At 36.6% G+C, this 16595-nt stretch carries 17 protein-coding genes; 3 read left to right on the forward strand and 14 right to left on the reverse strand.

All coding sequences use genetic code 11. The features are described from left to right. Window positions 1–127: 127 nt before the first annotated feature. Entirely contained in the window at window positions 128–1198 is a 1071-nt protein-coding gene (gene ispG / locus DW114_RS16000) for a flavodoxin-dependent (E)-4-hydroxy-3-methylbut-2-enyl-diphosphate synthase (RefSeq protein WP_117454736.1), read from the forward strand. Between the two features lie 30 nt (window positions 1199–1228). On the opposite strand, the gene DW114_RS16005 is transcribed toward ispG, so the two are convergent. The 3 genes from DW114_RS16005 to DW114_RS16015 are packed head-to-tail and all read right to left on the reverse strand — an operon-like array spanning window position 1229 to window position 4001. Further along, window positions 1229–1762 carry a GNAT family N-acetyltransferase gene (locus DW114_RS16005; RefSeq protein WP_117454737.1) on the reverse strand — a complete coding sequence of 178 codons (534 nt, stop codon included), beginning with the start codon at window positions 1760–1762 and terminating at the stop codon, window positions 1229–1231. Next, on the reverse strand, window positions 1762–2643 hold the full coding sequence (locus DW114_RS16010) for a deoxyribonuclease IV (RefSeq protein ID WP_117454738.1): 882 nt from the start codon (window positions 2641–2643) through the stop codon (window positions 1762–1764). The genes DW114_RS16005 and DW114_RS16010 overlap by 1 nt, the downstream gene beginning before the upstream one ends. Then, a complete protein-coding gene (locus tag DW114_RS16015; RefSeq protein WP_117454739.1) occupies window positions 2640–4001 on the reverse strand; it encodes a DEAD/DEAH box helicase in 1362 nt (453 codons plus the stop codon). Before DW114_RS16015 ends, DW114_RS16010 begins: the two co-directional genes overlap by 4 nt. A 182-nt stretch (window positions 4002–4183) precedes the next feature. Between DW114_RS16015 and ispH the strand changes: the two genes are divergently transcribed. After that, window positions 4184–5092, forward strand: coding sequence for a 4-hydroxy-3-methylbut-2-enyl diphosphate reductase (gene ispH / locus DW114_RS16020; RefSeq protein WP_117454740.1), 909 nt, complete (start codon window positions 4184–4186; stop codon window positions 5090–5092). 11 nt (window positions 5093–5103) lie between these two features. On the opposite strand, the gene DW114_RS16025 is transcribed toward ispH, so the two are convergent. The 9 genes from DW114_RS16025 to ybeY all read right to left on the reverse strand — a co-directional run bounded on the left by DW114_RS16025 (window position 5104) and on the right by ybeY (window position 13267). Further along, the gene (locus tag DW114_RS16025) at window positions 5104–5763 is read right to left on the reverse strand and encodes a tRNA (adenine(22)-N(1))-methyltransferase (protein WP_117454741.1); all 660 of its coding nucleotides are present in this window, start codon (window positions 5761–5763) and stop codon (window positions 5104–5106) included. 1 nt (window position 5764) lies between these two features. Continuing rightward, complete coding sequence (rpoD, locus tag DW114_RS16030; protein ID WP_117454742.1) at window positions 5765–6955, reverse strand: RNA polymerase sigma factor RpoD; 1191 nt, start codon at window positions 6953–6955, stop codon at window positions 5765–5767. Window positions 6956–6960: 5 nt separating this feature from the next. Continuing rightward, a complete protein-coding gene (dnaG, locus tag DW114_RS16035) occupies window positions 6961–8727 on the reverse strand; it encodes a DNA primase (RefSeq protein WP_117454743.1) in 1767 nt (588 codons plus the stop codon). A gap of 18 nt (window positions 8728–8745) precedes the next feature. Continuing rightward, window positions 8746–10128 (reverse strand): glycine--tRNA ligase, encoded by a 1383-nt coding sequence (locus DW114_RS16040; protein WP_117454744.1) that lies wholly within the window; start codon window positions 10126–10128, stop codon window positions 8746–8748. A gap of 319 nt (window positions 10129–10447) precedes the next feature. Further along, window positions 10448–11182: a DNA repair protein RecO gene (gene recO / locus DW114_RS16045; protein WP_117454745.1), complete on the reverse strand. Its 735-nt coding sequence runs from the start codon at window positions 11180–11182 to the stop codon at window positions 10448–10450. Next, the gene (gene era, locus DW114_RS16050; RefSeq protein WP_117454746.1) at window positions 11175–12074 is read right to left on the reverse strand and encodes a GTPase Era; all 900 of its coding nucleotides are present in this window, start codon (window positions 12072–12074) and stop codon (window positions 11175–11177) included. Before era ends, recO begins: the two co-directional genes overlap by 8 nt. Beyond that, entirely contained in the window at window positions 12071–12475 is a 405-nt protein-coding gene (gene cdd, locus DW114_RS16055) for a cytidine deaminase (RefSeq protein WP_117454747.1), read from the reverse strand. Before cdd ends, era begins: the two co-directional genes overlap by 4 nt. Next, entirely contained in the window at window positions 12475–12831 is a 357-nt protein-coding gene (locus DW114_RS16060; RefSeq protein ID WP_117454748.1) for a diacylglycerol kinase, read from the reverse strand. The genes cdd and DW114_RS16060 overlap by 1 nt, the downstream gene beginning before the upstream one ends. After that, window positions 12800–13267: an rRNA maturation RNase YbeY gene (gene ybeY / locus DW114_RS16065; protein ID WP_117454749.1), complete on the reverse strand. Its 468-nt coding sequence runs from the start codon at window positions 13265–13267 to the stop codon at window positions 12800–12802. The genes DW114_RS16060 and ybeY overlap by 32 nt, the downstream gene beginning before the upstream one ends. A 198-nt stretch (window positions 13268–13465) precedes the next feature. On the opposite strand from ybeY, the gene DW114_RS16070 reads away from it, so the two are divergent. Further along, complete coding sequence (locus DW114_RS16070) at window positions 13466–15148, forward strand: Na/Pi cotransporter family protein (RefSeq protein WP_117454750.1); 1683 nt, start codon at window positions 13466–13468, stop codon at window positions 15146–15148. Between the two features lie 26 nt (window positions 15149–15174). On the opposite strand, the gene phoU is transcribed toward DW114_RS16070, so the two are convergent. Further along, window positions 15175–15813, reverse strand: coding sequence for a phosphate signaling complex protein PhoU (gene phoU, locus DW114_RS16075; RefSeq protein ID WP_117454751.1), 639 nt, complete (start codon window positions 15811–15813; stop codon window positions 15175–15177). 12 nt (window positions 15814–15825) lie between these two features. Further along, complete coding sequence (pstB, locus tag DW114_RS16080) at window positions 15826–16584, reverse strand: phosphate ABC transporter ATP-binding protein PstB (protein WP_243205886.1); 759 nt, start codon at window positions 16582–16584, stop codon at window positions 15826–15828. Window positions 16585–16595: the final 11 nt, after the last annotated feature.

Consider the following 16595-nt stretch of genomic DNA (forward strand, 5'->3'; position numbering starts at 1 on the left):
TAAAGACAAAATCAATTTGGTTTCATTAAGACATTATCATATTCGAATCATAGTAAGGTTTTCATTTCTGTTTTCTTCATTGAATTTCCTATTTAACACTGTTATAATGAAACCACGAGGTGAAAACATGAAACGTAATGAAACAAGAGAAATACATGTAGGTAATTTAACGATTGGTCATCAAAATAAGGTAGTGATTCAATCAATGTGTAATACTAGAACATCTGATGTGGATGCCACAGTCAATCAGATTTTAGCACTGGAAAAGGCTGGATGTGAACTGGTAAGAATGGCAATCATAGATGAAGAAGATGCAAAAGCAATTACTGAAATCAAGAAAAGAACACATATTCCACTCGTTGCGGATATTCATTATGATTATCGTTTGGCAATCTCTGCTATTGAACATGGCATTGATAAGATTCGATTGAATCCTGGTAATATCGGTGCGAAGGAAAATGTAGAAGCGGTCGTTAAAGTTTGTAAGGAGCATCATATCCCTATCCGTATTGGAATCAACAGTGGTTCTTTAGAAAAGGATATTCATGAAAAATATGGCAAACCAACAGCAGAAGGCATGATGGAAAGTGCAAAACGCCACGTAAAGATCTTGGAGGATTTAGATTTCCATGACATCTGCTTATCTTTTAAAAGCAGTGATCCATTGCTTTGCATTGATGCATATCGACTAGCAAGTAAAACGTTCCCTTATCCACTTCATCTAGGTGTTACAGAAGCTGGTACATTTATTGGTTCTGCGATAAAAAGCAGTATGGCGCTGGGTACCTTGTTAAATGAAGGTATTGGGGATACCATTCGTATCAGTGTCAATGGCGATCCGGTGAATGAAATCACGATTGTAAAACAATTATTGAAATGCTGTGGTTTATTAAAAGGAGTACCAAATCTGATTGCCTGTCCAACATGTGGTAGAACTGCCTGGGATATGCAGCCTGTTGTAGATGAAATTGAAAAGTTCCTACAAACGGTCAATTGTAATGTAAATGTAGCGATTATGGGTTGTGCAGTCAATGGTCCTGGTGAAGCAAAACATGCGGATATTGCTATTGCCGGTGGTAAAAAAGAAGGTTTGTTGATTAAAAAAGGTGTAATTATTGAAAAACTTCCACAAGAAGAAATCGTAGAACGTTTAAAACAAGAAATTCTGGCTTTTGAAGAAGAACATAAAAATGATTAAAAGAAAACAGTTGAAACTACATATTGTAGCTCAACTGTTTTCCATTTGATAACACATTTCTAAGCGTATTTCCTGATGCTTGACATCTTCATTGGAAAAGGCAGATAAGTCACATCCTAAAAATAGAAAGCCATGTTTTTGATAAAAACGAATGGCGGGTACATTATAGGACTGTGTTTCTAAAACAATGCCTCGCATATTTTGTGATGCGGCATATGCTTTTGCATGTTTCATCAATATCGTGCCTATGCCATCATGTCGCTTTTCTTCCTTCACAAAAATGTTGGTTATACGTAAACGCTGATTCCATTCTTTATTCAATTCCACAAAGCCAACAAATTCATTTTGTTCAAATGCACCATAGACAATAGGCTCATCCAGCCATTCACTCATCAAAACATCATCAAAGTGATATATTTTCTGTTCAGAAAACGGTGTATAGTGAAAGATTACACCAAATTGATCATTTGTCTGTTTAATATCCGCATGGAAATAGCCATCTGTTTTTACCACAAAGTGAATGGGCATTCCCTGATAACTTTGATCCAGCTGTCTGATTTCCATTATGCTTCCTCAATGATTTTATCCAATAAATGCTCATCAAACACTTTGTTTTTTAACATCGCAATTTCATATTTATAAGGTGGATGTCCATCTACATAAGGAGTTTCCAAGATTTTTACGACATGTGCTACACGTGGGTGATGTACGATGGTACATAATTTATCAAATCCGATCTCGCCAAAGCCAATATTTGCATGGCGGTCTTTCTTTGCACCTTTGATATTTTTTGAATCATTGATATGCATACATAATAAGCGGTCAAGGCCGATTTTTTCATCAAATTCATCTAAGATTGCGTCAAAATCAGATAAGTCAAAACCAGCATCATGGATATGACAGGTATCCATACAAACACCTATATGATCACCATATTTTGCATGCTTGATCAAATAGGCGATATGATCAAATGTATATCCGATTTCACTGCCCTTGCCTGCCATCGTTTCTATAGCAATATGCACATCCTGCATGTCATGCATTGCTTCATCTAATCCCTGAATAATCTTTTCAAGACCAGCTTCCTCTCCTGCTTTTACATGAGAACCTGGATGTAGAACAAGGGTTGTTGCATGTAATGCCTGTACACGTTTGATTTCTTTTTCTAAGAATTCTACACCTAATTGAAAGGTTTCTTCTTTTAGACAGTTCGCCAGATTGATGATATAAGGTGCATGTACGATGACACTGCTTTCCTCAATGCCGGATTGTTTCATCAACTCTAAAGCTTCTGCAATGCGTAATTCCTGCATTGGTTTTCTTCTGGTATTTTGTGGCGCACCAGTATACAGCATAAGTGCATTCGCCCCATATTGAAGGGCTTCTTTGACAGAACCTAATACATATTCAGGCGCAGACATGGATACATGAGAACCTATTTTCATTCTTCATTTCTCCTTCTTTCCAGCTGTTTGCTCTTCGCACGTTCTTTCTTTTGACGCTGGATATCTTCCTGAATAATGGAACGTTTTGCTTTACGTTTTAACTTTTCTACTTCCTGTTTACGTTTCACTTTATATCCTGGTTTTACTTTCTTTTTTTTCTTAGCAACGATCTTTGAAATTTCTTTTTCTAAAGGATCATCTTTTTTTACTTTTTTCTTATGTAATGGTTCTAATGTATTCCAATTGCCATTCTTCAAAGAACGATGTTCAAAATGAATGCCGCGTTTTTCCAGTGCACGGATCATTTGATCATCTTGTTTTTGATATAAGGCATAACAGATTCCCTTTTTACCAGCACGTCCGGTTCTTCCTGAACGATGAATATAATAATCTAATTCTTTTGGGAAGCCTAAAGAAATAACATGACTGATTCCATCAATATCAATTCCTCTGGCAGCTATATCGGTTGCTACGACATAAGGCTTTTGAATATTTTCCAGTTCTTTCATTGCCTTTGTACGTTCACGGCTTGTTAAATCACCATGTAATTCAATTAATGGATATCCTGCATCACGCATCAAAGAAGCTACGTTTGCGGCCTGTTCTCTTGTATTTGCGAAAATCAAACATACGTATGGTGTAAAAGTTGGTAAGATTTCCATTAGTTTCTGTTCATAATTCAAAGGAGTACATGGCACAAGCACATGTTCGATTTGTGGATGAAACTGTTTTGCATCTTCGATATGCACCATTGCTGGTTGCGTCATATATTTCTTTAAAAAGATTTTTAAAGCATTTGGCATCGTCGCAGAAAAACTCATCATCTGAAGATTTTTCTTCATTCTTCCAGCCATTGCGTCGATATCTTCTAAGAAGCCAAATTCCAATGTCATATCCGCTTCATCAACAATCAGCATATCTGCACTCTCTACACGCAGGGTTTTCTCATTTAAAAATAAATCTTTGATTCTTCCAGGTGTACCGATGACAACATGTGGCTGAACCTTTAAGGATTCATTCATTCGACTTTTTTCCATACCGCCAGTAATCAATTTGATACGTAAGGTTGGATCTGCTTCCTGCATATTCTTTGTACGGGTATACAGCTGTAAAGCCAGTTCTCTTGTAGGTGCTGTAATGACTGCCTGAATACGATCGATGGATGTATCCACACGTTCCATCACAGGGATTAAAAAAGCATGGGTTTTTCCACTTCCAGTCGCACTGATACCAATGACATCTTTACCTTTACAGGCAAGGGGCAGTATCTCTTTTTGTATAGGTGTAGGTTCTAAAAAGCCTTCTAGCTCTAAGAACTTCTTTGTTGTTTCTTTAAACATATAATCACGATAACTCATTGTATCGCCTCCATTTCTACAATTCTAAAATCAGCTCTTTCATTATACAGGATTTCATAAACTTGTAAAGTAAATCCTTTTTTTGTTGATGTCTCTATTTTATCATAAAAATAAATTTTTCATTCATAGAATGCTAGGCATATGTGCAGAATATAGGATATAATAAACACGAGGTGAAAAACATGGAAGTTATAAAAGTTACACCAAGAGGATATTGTAAAGGCGTAACCCGTGCTATTGCTTTAGCAAAAAAAACAGCACAGGAATATCCCGATACGCCAATTTATGTACTAGGAATGTTAGTTCATAACGCTTATGTTATGGAAGCATTAAAGCAGCTGCATATTCAGCCGATTGATGATAAAACCAAAACAAGAATGGAATTATTAGATCAAATAGATGAAGGTGTTGTGATCTTCACAGCCCATGGTATCGCTCCACAGGTAATTGAAAAAGCAAGGGCAAAAGGCTTGATCTGCGTGGATGCCAGCTGTCCAGATGTTGTGAAAACGCAGGATATCGTAAAAGATGCATTAACGAAAGGCAGCGAGATTTTCTATATAGGAAAAAAGTATCATCCAGAAGCGGAAGCAGTATTGAGCATGGATGATCATGTACATCTGATTACCTGCGAGCGTGATATTCCTGATATGCCAGAAAATACAAAGATTTTTGTGACCAATCAGACCACAATGTCCATTTTTGATATTGATGCATTGTTTCAAAGTATCGCTAAGCAATATCCAAATGCTGAATTCTGTGAAGAAATATGCAATGCGACAAGAATTCGCCAACAGGCAGTTGCGGATTTAAAACAGCAGCAAATTGATGTGTTATATGTTGTAGGCGATGCACATTCTAACAACTCTAATCGATTGGCTGCCATCGCAAAGGATGCGGGTATTCCTGATGTATACCTGATTGATGATGTTCATGGCATTTTTGATGAGCAATTAGTAAATAAAACTAAAGTTGCGATTACATCTGGTGCCAGTACACCGACGTATTTAACTGCTCAGGTCATTGCGTATTTAGAAAATTATGAACCAGGTTTAACAAAACCAGAAATTGATATTCAAAAAATCATTTAAAAGCGCTGAAACTATTCATTCAGCGCTTTTTCTATCCTATCCATTAATGCCTTTGTTTTCATATAATTTTCATGAGATGGTGACAACTGATCTAAGATCACCTTTTTTTTCTCATAGATATAATGCCAATATTCTTTGAATAATGGATCTTTTTTGGTATAGATACCAAATAAGCATTGTTCCTTCGTAAGTGGTGTTGTTTCTTCTTTATGCATAGAAATCAATTGATAATAATGAGAATCTTTTACAATACGCTCATCATCGATCTTAAATCCATGATCACTTAACCATTGACGAAATTCATCCACGTGACCATTGCACTGGATCACCATTTGTTTGAATTTAGAACATTTTTTTAAATCCTGAGATAAGATATGTTTGATGGTATCAAAACCCATACCGGCTATTACGACACCATTCACATCTTCTCCTATTTGTGACATGCCATCACATAGAATGGGAATTACCTGATGCTGCAGACCTGCTTCTTCAATTGCTTCTTTTGCTCTTGAAAGTGGTCCAATACGAACATCACAGGCATATGCTTTTTCACATTTGCCCTGTTTTACCAAAGCAATTGGCAAAAGTCCATGATCACACCCAATATCTGCAATCACTAATCCAGGCTGAATCATATCAAAAATCGCCTGTAAACGTACTTTACCTGCCATACTAAGGTTTATCAACAAAGTCCTTTAAACGTTTACTTCTTGTAGGATGTTTCAATTTACGCAGAGCTTTTGCTTCAATCTGACGAATACGTTCACGTGTAACGTTAAACTCTTTACCAACTTCTTCAAGGGTACGAGTTCTTCCATCATATAAGCCAAAACGTAAACGCAGCACTTTTTCTTCACGTTCTGTAAGTCCCTGTAATACATTGTTGATTTCATCCTTCAACAACTGGTTGTTTGCATATTCATCTGGAGATAATGCTTCTTTATCTTCAATGAAATCACCTAAGTGAGAGTCATCTTCTTCACCAATTGGTGTTTCCAAAGATACTGGTTCCAATGCAATTTTCTGGATTTCACGTACTTTTTCTGGAGAGATGTTTTCCATTTTGGCTGCAATTTCTTCCGCAGAAGGATCACGGCCTAAATCCTGAACCAACTGACGCTGGATACGTGTTAATTTATTAATCGTTTCTACCATATGTACAGGAATACGGATCGTTCTTGCCTGATCAGCGATTGCTCTTGTGATCGCCTGACGAATCCACCATGTCGCATATGTAGAAAATTTAAATCCTTTGGTATAATCAAATTTTTCTACTGCTTTTACTAAACCCATATTGCCTTCCTGAATCAAATCCAAGAACAACATGCCACGGCCAACATATTTCTTCGCGATGGATACAACCAAACGAAGGTTTGCTGCAATCAGTTTTTTCTTGGCTTCTTCATCACCAGCCTGAATACGTCTAGCAATTTCAGGTTCTTCTCTAGGGTCTAACAGTTCTACACGACCAATTTCCTTTAAATACATTTTAACCGGATCATTGATCTTTGTATGAGAGGAATTTGCAAATGATTGCTCTAAAGATTCAATATCACTTGCCAAAGCATCATCTTCATCCTCATCTGCATCATCTAAAAAGTCTAAATCTTCATCATCAACAGCTACAATGTCATCATCTAAAATATCTACGTCATCTTCATCACTAATTACGATATCATTGTCTTTAAACCATTCTAATAAATCATCATATTCTTTATCTGTCATATCTAGATGTTCCACTGCATCCAACACATCTTTCTGTTCCAGAACATGTGTCAAATCATAGGATTCTTTTAATTCTTCTTTGATTGCATCCAGGGTTTTATATTCTGGTAATACGGTTGCTTTTTTCTTTTTCGCCATAGTATCTACTTCCTTCCACTTGCTTGTATCCATTTTTCTTTTTCAATAATCAGTTTATTTCGTTCATCGGCCAGTTTTGCCTTTTCTAAAGGATCATGAAGCTCTTTAATCTTCAAATTGATCATATGAATCTGATCCTCTAACAAGCTGGCTTTCTCATTGGCAATCGCTTCATGAAGTACATCAATATTCACTTCTTTTCTGGCCAGCTCCCAGCTAGCTATCTCCAGCAGAAGATTTTTTACATTCTGCTCCTTTATAACATCCAGTAAGTCTGCGACCAAGATTTCATCATGTGTACGATAATAATCAATGATATAGATGGCCAGTTTATTACTGACATCATCCTTTAAAAAGCCAAGATCTTCTTTAAAGACATTACAGGCAGCAATGCCATTCATCATTTGTGAAAGTATTTCATATTCCGCATGTCCCCGTTTCGTTTTTGGAAATGTCAAAAACGTACGTTTCACATAATCGGTTTTCTTCTTTTCTACAGGTGCTTCCACCTGGTTCACCTGCATATCAAAATCGGTTAATTCACGCAAGCGGACATAATAATTCGTTCTTTCAAAATCATTTTCCAACTTAGCGATTTCTGATGCTATCTCCATGGCATAATCTTTTTTCTGAGAATAATTATCCAGGTTATAGCGTGTTAATAAAAATTCAAAAAGGAAGTCGATCCATGAGATGGTCTTATTGACCAGTGCTTTTAATTCTTCCTTGCCATAAGCATCGATAATTTCATCAGGATCAAGACCTGTTTTATTATCTACGATGACAAAAGGAAGCTTATGCTCAATTGCCATCTTACCAAATTTATAAGTGGCATTTTTCCCTGCATTATCTCCATCGTAACAAACGGTGATTTCCGCATGCATCATTTTTAACAGCTGAATCTGTTCCTTTGTACAGGCAGTACCAAGAGTTGCTACAGCATTTGATATTTCTACTTTCTCAAAAGCTAAAACATCCATGGCACCTTCCACCAGATAGACAGTTCCTGCTTTTCTAGCCAAAGGTTTTGCACGATGGTAATTAAATATCAGATCACCTTTTTTATAGATATCTGTTTCTCCGGTATTGATATATTTTGCTTCATCACTATCTAACAGTCGTCTTGCCGTAAAACCAACCGGATTTCCCATTGCATCATGAATGGGAATCATAATACGATTTTGGAATACATCATGATACCCGCCACTGGTCAAACGGACAACGCCTGCTTTGATCAGATTCTCATCAGAATGCTTTTTCTTATGCAGAAAATGATATAAGGCATCATCTGGCGGATTAAAACCAATTGAGAATTTCTTTATAATATCTTCTGTAATATTTCGTTTTTGAAGATATTCCTTCACTCTTTTCGCATCCAGTGTATCCAATTGATAATGCGTAAACTCAATAGTATCACTACATACTTTATATAATGCTTCTTTGTAGGGATCAACTTTTTTTTGTGGCAGATCTAAATCAACGGATAAGCTTACCCCTGCATAGTCTGCCACTTTTTTTACAGCTTCAATATAGGAAATCTTTTCATAGTTTTTAACAAAGGTAAAAACATTTCCTCCGGCACCACATGAAAAACATTTATAGATCTGTTTTTCTGTGGATATGCTCATGGATGGTGAATGGTCGTCATGAAAAGGACAGACGCATTGATAATCTTTTCCTTTACGATTTAGCGTAACATAATGTCCAATGACATCAACGATATCTGCCTTGTTACGGATTTGATTGATTTCCTGTTCACTTAAACGAGCCAATCAAGCCACCCTGCTTTCTTAAAGTTTAATACGTTCTTCAATGTATGCAACTAAATCATTGATATTGACGCGTTCTTGTTTCATTGTGTCACGTTCTCTAACAGTCACACAATTATCATTTGCTGTTTCAAAATCAACAGTGATACAGAAAGGTGTACCAATCGCATCCTGACGACGATAACGTTTACCAATGCTTCCTGCTTCATCATAATCACAATAGCCAACAGGTGCCAAAAGCTTAAATACTTCCATTGCCTGTTCACTTAGTTTCTTGCTTAATGGCAGAATACATGCCTTGATCGGTGCTAAGAATGGATGTAAATGAAGAACAGTACGTACATCATCATTTTCCAGTTTTTCTTCATCATATGCATCACACATAAATGCTAAGAACAAACGTTCTACACCAACACTTGGTTCAATACAATATGCAAGATATTTTTCATTTGTTTCAGGATCAAGATATTCTAATGACTTCTTACTTGCTTCCTGATGTTGTCTTAAATCATAATCCGTACGATCAGCAATACCCCATACTTCTCCCCATCCAATCTGTGAATGGAAATTATATTCGATATCGCAGGTACCTTTTGAATAGAATGCCAATTCTTCTGGTGTATGATCACGGAAACGTAAATGATCAGCTTCAATGCCAAGATCTGTCAAAAATTTCATACAGTTTTCTTTATAATAAGCATACCAGTCTAAATCAGTTCCCGGTTTACAGAAAAATTCCAGTTCCATCTGTTCAAATTCACGTGTACGGAAAATAAAGTTTCCCGGTGTAATTTCATTACGGAAACTTTTACCGATTTGTCCGATACCAAAAGGCAGTTTTTTACGCATGCTTCTTTGAACATTTTTAAAATTCACAAACATACCCTGTGCTGTTTCTGGACGTAGATAAATCGTATTTTTCGCATCTTCTACAACACCCTGGAATGTTTTAAACATCAGGTTAAACTGACGAATATCCGTAAAGTTGTGTGCACCACACTTTGGACAAGCGATATTGTGTTCTTTGATAAAATCAGCCATAGCTTCATTGCTCCAGCCTTCTACACTGACTTCACCATTTGTTGCTTCTTCAATCAGCTGGTCAGCACGAAATCTTGACTTACATTCTTTACAATCCATCAATGGATCAGAGAAACCGCCAACATGTCCACTGGCTACCCAGACATTTGGATTCATTAAAATCGCAGACTGAATACCCACATTATATGGAGATTCCTGAATGAATTTACGCCACCAGGCTTTTTTAATGTTTTCTTTTAATTCTACACCCAAAGGGCCGAAGTCCCAGGTATTGCTCAATCCACCATAGATTTCTGAACCCTGGTATACAAAGCCACTGTTTTTCGCATGGGCTACGACTGTATCAAATAGTTTTTCGTTCATTGTGTTATGCCCCTTTCAGAAAAAAACGCATCCTTCATATCGAATGCTATCAAACTATAAAATAGTTACAAGAATACACTATAATATAACACTTAATTTTGTCAAATGTCAATGATTTATACGATTTGTAACGAAAAAAAAGGATTTTCAGCTAAAAATCCTTTCCCTTCGATTCCTCTGCATAGATTTTCTTCAATTTTCAACTGTCATAGGTACGTCAAATGGTGTGGCATAGATGACTTTGATCTGCGTACATACACGATGTTGTGCTTTTTCTACATAAAAAAGACAAGAAAACGATAAAATCCATTTTCCTGTCTTAAGACATATCTTTTAATATCCTCAAAAACTGAATGCTTTTGATTGGGATACCTGCATATTCTTCAAAGAATGCATACAGCTGTTCAAAGTGTTCAAAGCGAAAGCCGCCAATTTCCTTTAATATATCATAATGCTCTAGCTGGGCTTTATTTAATAAGCGAAAACATTTTAAATCCTTGCTGGAATACACTTTATCATAGCCTTTTGCACACATTTTACAAATGAAACCACCATCTTTTAAAGAAATTGCGTAGATGCCTTTGGTTGTGCCACATCGTACACAGCCATCACATTGCATTTCGATACCATGCATTCGATTTACGATTACCTGAAACAAGCATAAGATCACCATGGGATCATCCTGACTTTTTAATATATCAAGCGCATGTTTTAATAAATCAAAAGCAAATGGAGTTTCAAAGTGACTGTATAAGATCATTTCACAGAAATATGCCGCAATCGATTGTTTGATCAGATCTTCACGGATATGGCGATAACTTTCTAAGATCTCTGCGCTTTTTAAGCTTTGCATTGTGCTAGTTTCTCTATAATTCAAATACCAGCGGGAATAAGTAAACAGTTGACATGCCGGAGCATTTTTACTTTTTACTTTCTGAATACCTTTGGCAGATATCTTTATAATAACACCATCATCACGTAATACAGATAAAAGAGCATCATGTTCCCGATATTCCCGATATTCAATCACAATGCCACAAAAAGCATCATTCATCCTCTTCTAGTTCCAGATATCCTAATTGCTGTAATTTGCTGGAACGATTTCTCCAGTTTTTTTCGACACGAACATATAATTCCAACTCTACCCTTTTCTGGAACTTTTCTTTCAATTCCTTTTGTGCCGCAAGACGAATTTTGCGAATCATTTCGGCTTGTTTACCAATCAGAATTGATTTTTGAGAAGTACGCTCTACAACAATCAGGGCTTGAATGAAGATTTTTGTATCAGTTTCTTCTTTCTTTTCAATGACCACCGCCACAGAATGTGGTACTTCTTCTTCAGTTTTATACAACACTTTTTCACGAATGATTTCCGCAATCTGGAATTGTTCCCCATGATCAGAAATCATATCATCAGGAAAGTATTGTGGACCTTCGTTTAAGTATCCCTTGGTTACTTCCAATAACTGATCGATGTTATCTTTTTTTAATGCACTGATTGGGAATATTTCCGCAAACGCATAACGTTCTTTCCATTCCTGCAAAACTTTGATTAGTTTTTCTTTTCCCAATAAATCAATTTTATTTAAGATCAGAAAACATGGAATATGACTGGTCTTGATTTTTTCAAGTATAAATTCATCTCCAGGTCCAAAGTTTTGGGTCGCATCTACCATCCAGAAATTTACATCTGCTTCTGCGATAGCAGTATATGCATTTTTATTCAATGTTTTTCCCAGCTCATGTTTAGGCTTATGAATGCCTGGTGTATCAATGAAAATAAACTGAGCATCTTCTCTTGTTAAGATACCAGAAATATTATTTCTGGTTGTTTGCGGCTTATTACTTGTAATCGCAACCTTTTGGTTAACGATTACATTCAACAGCGTACTTTTTCCAGCATTCGGTCTGCCGATAATTGATATAAATCCTGAACGATACATTATAACACATCCTCACTTGTAAATGACATTGGCAACAGTTCTTTTATATTGGTTACCTTTTCTTCTTTATGATTGCTTAAGATAATCGGGGTATCTTCATCAAGCAGTTCAACCAGTACCTGACGACAGGCACCACATGGAGCTGCAAGTTTCTCTCCATCACTAACAATCGCAATCATTTCTATATCTTCTTTGCGATAGCCTAAGGAATATGCCGCAAATACTGCACTGCGCTCAGCACAGTTGGTTAATCCATAGGATGCATTTTCTATATTGACACCTGGAATAAAATTTCCATCTTTTGTTTTGATACAGGCGCCTACATGATACTTGCTGTAGGGTGCATAGGCATGTGCCATTGCGGAAAATGCACGTTCTATCAAATCTTTATATTCTTCCTTCATCATAGTTTTCCTTTCAGAATCATCAATCCAACTACAGCTGCCACAATGGACATCACAAGCACCGCTGCTGCGGCATAATCTTTCATGATTTTAGCTTTTTCGTTATATTCCGGAGAGATGAAATCCACAATCGTTTCAATCGCGCTATTGATAAATTCCAATGCGATAATGGAACCGATCAGTATCAGTACGATTACCCATTCTATCATTGTTAAATGGAAAAAAGCAAATACAATGATAACACAAACGGCTATCAGACACTGTAAAAAGATACTTCGATCATGTGTAATGCCATGAAACAGGCCACCAAAGGCATAACGGAATTTATTTACGTATTTTTTTAGGAACGATATCATCTAAGATCACATCCTGTAACGCAAACATTTGCTTTTCATCTTCTTCACACATATGATCATAGCCTAACAGATGCAATAATCCATGTGTAAATAAGAAGCATACCTCACGGCGCATGCTGTGTCCATATTCACTTGCCTGATCAACGATTGCCTGTATATTGATAAAAATATCTCCCAGTTCATTGTCTTCTTCCATCATTTCATAATCATCTGCTTCATCACGCAGTGCAAAACTGATGACATCGGTTGGTCGATCAATGTTTCGATATGTTTTATTGATTTCATGAATTTCTTCAGGATCCACAAAAATAACCGACATGCTGTATTCATCTTCCAGTTTTAATACTTCCTGGGCACGTTGTGCAATCAATAAGAAGTCTTTTTTGTATCTTGACCATTTTTTCTGCGAGCTTTGATTTGTTATATTGATTTCCATAATCCACCTCATCTACACCATTCTTTTATGGTAAAAACCATCTTTTTTCGCTGTATAAAGTATAACATAAGATACCGCAAAAAGTCATTCCTGATAAAAAAATCTTCAAAATTAAAATTAATTTGTTTTTCAAAGGTATACAGATTGTTAAGAAAATGTTAAAATTATACCGATGTAAGTTTTTACAGGAGGTTTTATATGTTACATATAGCAGCCAATTCGATGTCTGCGGACATCAGCTGGGACTTCATCATCGGTGGGCTTGCCCTCTTCTTATTTGGTATTGAATTCATGGGAGATGGATTGAAAAGCATCGCAGGTGAAAAATTAAGAGATTATATCGACAAATACACGAACAAACCGTGGAAAGGGATTCTTGTAGGTGCTCTGATCACCGTATTTATTCAGTCTAGTAGTGCAACAAGTGCCATAGCGATTGGATTTGTACGTGCAGGGCTAATGACGTTGGAACAATCCATCGGGATCATTATCGGTGCCAATATTGGTACAACGGTAACTGCATTCCTGATTGGTATGAAGGTAGAAACACTTGCCCTCTACTTTGTGTTCCTTGGGGTTTTGATTACCATGTTCTCCAGTCGAAAGAAACAGACCTATCTTGGACAAATTATTTTAGGATTTGGTTTACTGTTCTTTGGACTTCGATTAATGGGCGATGAGTTAAGTAAGCTAGGACAGCTGGATTTCTTTGAAAATCTTGCGACAACGATGGCAGATCAGCCATGGCTTGGCTTATTGTGTGGTACGATCATGACAGGTATCGTACAATCGAGTAGTGCCGTCATTGGAATCATACAGAAGATTTATGATTCAGGGGCAATGACTTTGGCAGCAGCACTTCCATTTGTATTTGGAAGTAACATTGGTACGACTGTTACAGCTGTATTCGCTTCTATTGGAGGTAGCCTTGCGGCAAAACGAAGTGCTTTCTTCAACGTATTGTTTAATGTGATTGGTGCATTATTGTTTATGCTGTTGTTGAATCCATATGTAGATTTCATACAGTATCTTGCTGATACATACAATGTATCTCCAATGATGCAGATTGCGATTGCACATATCATACGTACGCTGGTGATTTCTATTCTGACATATCCATTTATCAATCAGATGGTCAATTTGATCAAACGTATCATGCCTGGTGAAAGCGAAGAACGTATTGAAGTAGATTTCAATGCACTTGACCCACAGCTTGCGGCTTCTTTGCCAAGTGGAGCTTTGGTTGTCAGTAAACAGGTAACGATTAAAATGGGTGAACTTGCCAGTGACTGTTTAAAAGAAAGTCAAAAATATTTCAATAAACAAAACAGCAAGTATAAAGATGTATCTCGCCAATATGAGGATGCCATCAATTCACTAGACAGTAAGATTACAAGTTATTTGATGAGTATAGCACATAACAGTTTAAGTGAACATGATACAGATGAATTTATTGGAAACTTGCAGGTTATCAAAAACATTGAACGTGTTGGTGATTTAACCATGAATCTGAATGAATTCTATGAACTGGCATATGATGATAAAGGTATCTTCTCAAGTGATGCTATCACAGATGTAAATGAAATGTATGACACTGTTTTAGAAATGAATGAATTGGCATTACAGTACTTCTCTTCAAGAGAAGAACACATTATAAAAGTTATTACAGATAAAGAAAATTATCTTGACCTGGTGGAAGAAAAAGCCAGACAACGCCATTTCAAACGTATGGCAGATAATTCCTGTAATTCCAGTGTTGCCGCAGGTATTTATGTAGATATCCTGGGTACATTAGAACGTATTGGTGATCATATCTGGAATATCGTAAAAGAAACCAACGATGATTTACCTTTACATGAAGAATTAGAAGAAAAAATTTAGGAAAGCATATGCGCTTTCCTTTTTCTTTACCCAAAATCGTAGTGTTGTCCTTTTACCATATAAATCACATGTTCACAAATATTCTTGACATGGTCCCCTGCTCGTTCGATATTTCTTAACATACTGCTGATTTCAAATACATGCTCCAGTAATGCTTCTTCCTGCTGTTTGGTAACATTATGCTTGGTTTCCTTTAATAATGTATTGATCTGTTTATCCTGCTCCGGTATTTCAAATGCAGCCTCTACATCAGCATTCATATAACAGGTGATTGCATTTTCCAGCATGGCAATGAATTCCTTTTCCATGCTTCTCGCATATTCTCTGATATTTTCATCGAGTTCTTCATGTTTGATCATAAAAATCGCGATATTTTTCGCATAATCACCAATTCGTTCTAATTCGCTGGCAATCTTAATTGCCGCAATCACTTTACGAAGATCACTTGCGACAGGTGATAATAATGCCAAGGATGTAATGGCCTGATCATTGATTTCCTCTTCTAAATGATTGATTCGATCATCGCTTTGGATGATCTCTAATTCTTTTTCTTTATCTGGATACTCTAACACATCCATCACAGCGGTATGCATCAAAATGACTTTGTTTCCCATCTTGATGATATTTTCTTCCATCTCGTTTAACTCTTTATCAATTTTTACCATATGTTTTATCTCCTATCCAAATCTTCCTGTAATATAATCTTCTGTTCGTTTATCTTTTGGCTGCTGGAAAATCGTACTGGTTTTGTCATACTCCACCACTTCTCCCATCAAGAAGAAGGCAGTACGATCACTTACACGTGATGCCTGTTGCATGGAATGTGTTACGATAACGATTGTATAGTCTTTTTTTAATTCTTCAATCAAATCTTCAATCTTGCTTGTGGCAATGGGATCAAGTGCACTGGTTGGCTCATCCATCAAGATGACTTCAGGCTCCATGGCAATCGCTCTTGCGATACATAAACGCTGTTGCTGTCCACCGCTTAATCCAAAGGCACTATCATGCAAACGATCTTTTACTTCATCCCATAAAGCTGCCTTTCTTAAAGACTGCTCCACGATTTCAGATAACACCTTCTTATTCTTGATTCCCTGACATCTTGGTCCATATGTGATATTATCAAAGATCGACATTGGAAATGGATTAGGCTTTTGAAATACCATGCCCACCCTTGTACGTAAATCTACCACATTTAATTTATCACCATACACATCGGTTGTATCAATTTCTATTTTTCCTTCAATCTTACAGCCGTCAATCAAATCATTCATACGATTCAAACAGCGAAGAAACGTTGATTTCCCACATCCACTGGGGCCAATCAATGCCGTTACCTTGTTTTTTTCTATATCCATACAAATATCTTTTAATGCATGTTTTTCTCCATAATATAAATTCAAATCTTTTACATGAAAGATGGTATCATTCATTTTCATTTCCT

This window comes from Absiella sp. AM09-50 (assembly GCF_003433845.1).
GTDB lineage: Bacteria > Bacillota_I > Bacilli_A > Erysipelotrichales > Erysipelotrichaceae > Hoskinsella > Hoskinsella hominis.

Bases quoted from the DNA above. Each gene is read 5' to 3' on its own strand.
- DW114_RS16040 (WP_117454744.1), bottom strand. From the start codon at position 10,128: ATGAACGAAAAACTATTTGATACAGTCGTAGCCCATGCGAAAAACAGT.
- phoU (WP_117454751.1), bottom strand. From the start codon at position 15,813: ATGGTAAAAATTGATAAAGAGTTAAACGAGATGGAAGAAAATATCATC.
- ybeY (WP_117454749.1), bottom strand. From the start codon at position 13,267: ATGGAAATCAATATAACAAATCAAAGCTCGCAGAAAAAATGGTCAAGA.
- DW114_RS16060 (WP_117454748.1), bottom strand. From the start codon at position 12,831: ATGATATCGTTCCTAAAAAAATACGTAAATAAATTCCGTTATGCCTTT.
- cdd (WP_117454747.1), bottom strand. From the start codon at position 12,475: ATGAAGGAAGAATATAAAGATTTGATAGAACGTGCATTTTCCGCAATG.
- ispG (WP_117454736.1), top strand. From the start codon at position 128: ATGAAACGTAATGAAACAAGAGAAATACATGTAGGTAATTTAACGATT.
- DW114_RS16005 (WP_117454737.1), bottom strand. From the start codon at position 1,762: ATGGAAATCAGACAGCTGGATCAAAGTTATCAGGGAATGCCCATTCAC.
- recO (WP_117454745.1), bottom strand. From the start codon at position 11,182: ATGAATGATGCTTTTTGTGGCATTGTGATTGAATATCGGGAATATCGG.
- rpoD (WP_117454742.1), bottom strand. From the start codon at position 6,955: ATGGCGAAAAAGAAAAAAGCAACCGTATTACCAGAATATAAAACCCTG.
- ispH (WP_117454740.1), top strand. From the start codon at position 4,184: ATGGAAGTTATAAAAGTTACACCAAGAGGATATTGTAAAGGCGTAACC.
- DW114_RS16025 (WP_117454741.1), bottom strand. From the start codon at position 5,763: ATGGCAGGTAAAGTACGTTTACAGGCGATTTTTGATATGATTCAGCCT.
- DW114_RS16070 (WP_117454750.1), top strand. From the start codon at position 13,466: ATGTTACATATAGCAGCCAATTCGATGTCTGCGGACATCAGCTGGGAC.
- DW114_RS16010 (WP_117454738.1), bottom strand. From the start codon at position 2,643: ATGAAAATAGGTTCTCATGTATCCATGTCTGCGCCTGAATATGTATTA.
- pstB (WP_243205886.1), bottom strand. From the start codon at position 16,584: ATGAATGATACCATCTTTCATGTAAAAGATTTGAATTTATATTATGGA.
- DW114_RS16015 (WP_117454739.1), bottom strand. From the start codon at position 4,001: ATGAGTTATCGTGATTATATGTTTAAAGAAACAACAAAGAAGTTCTTA.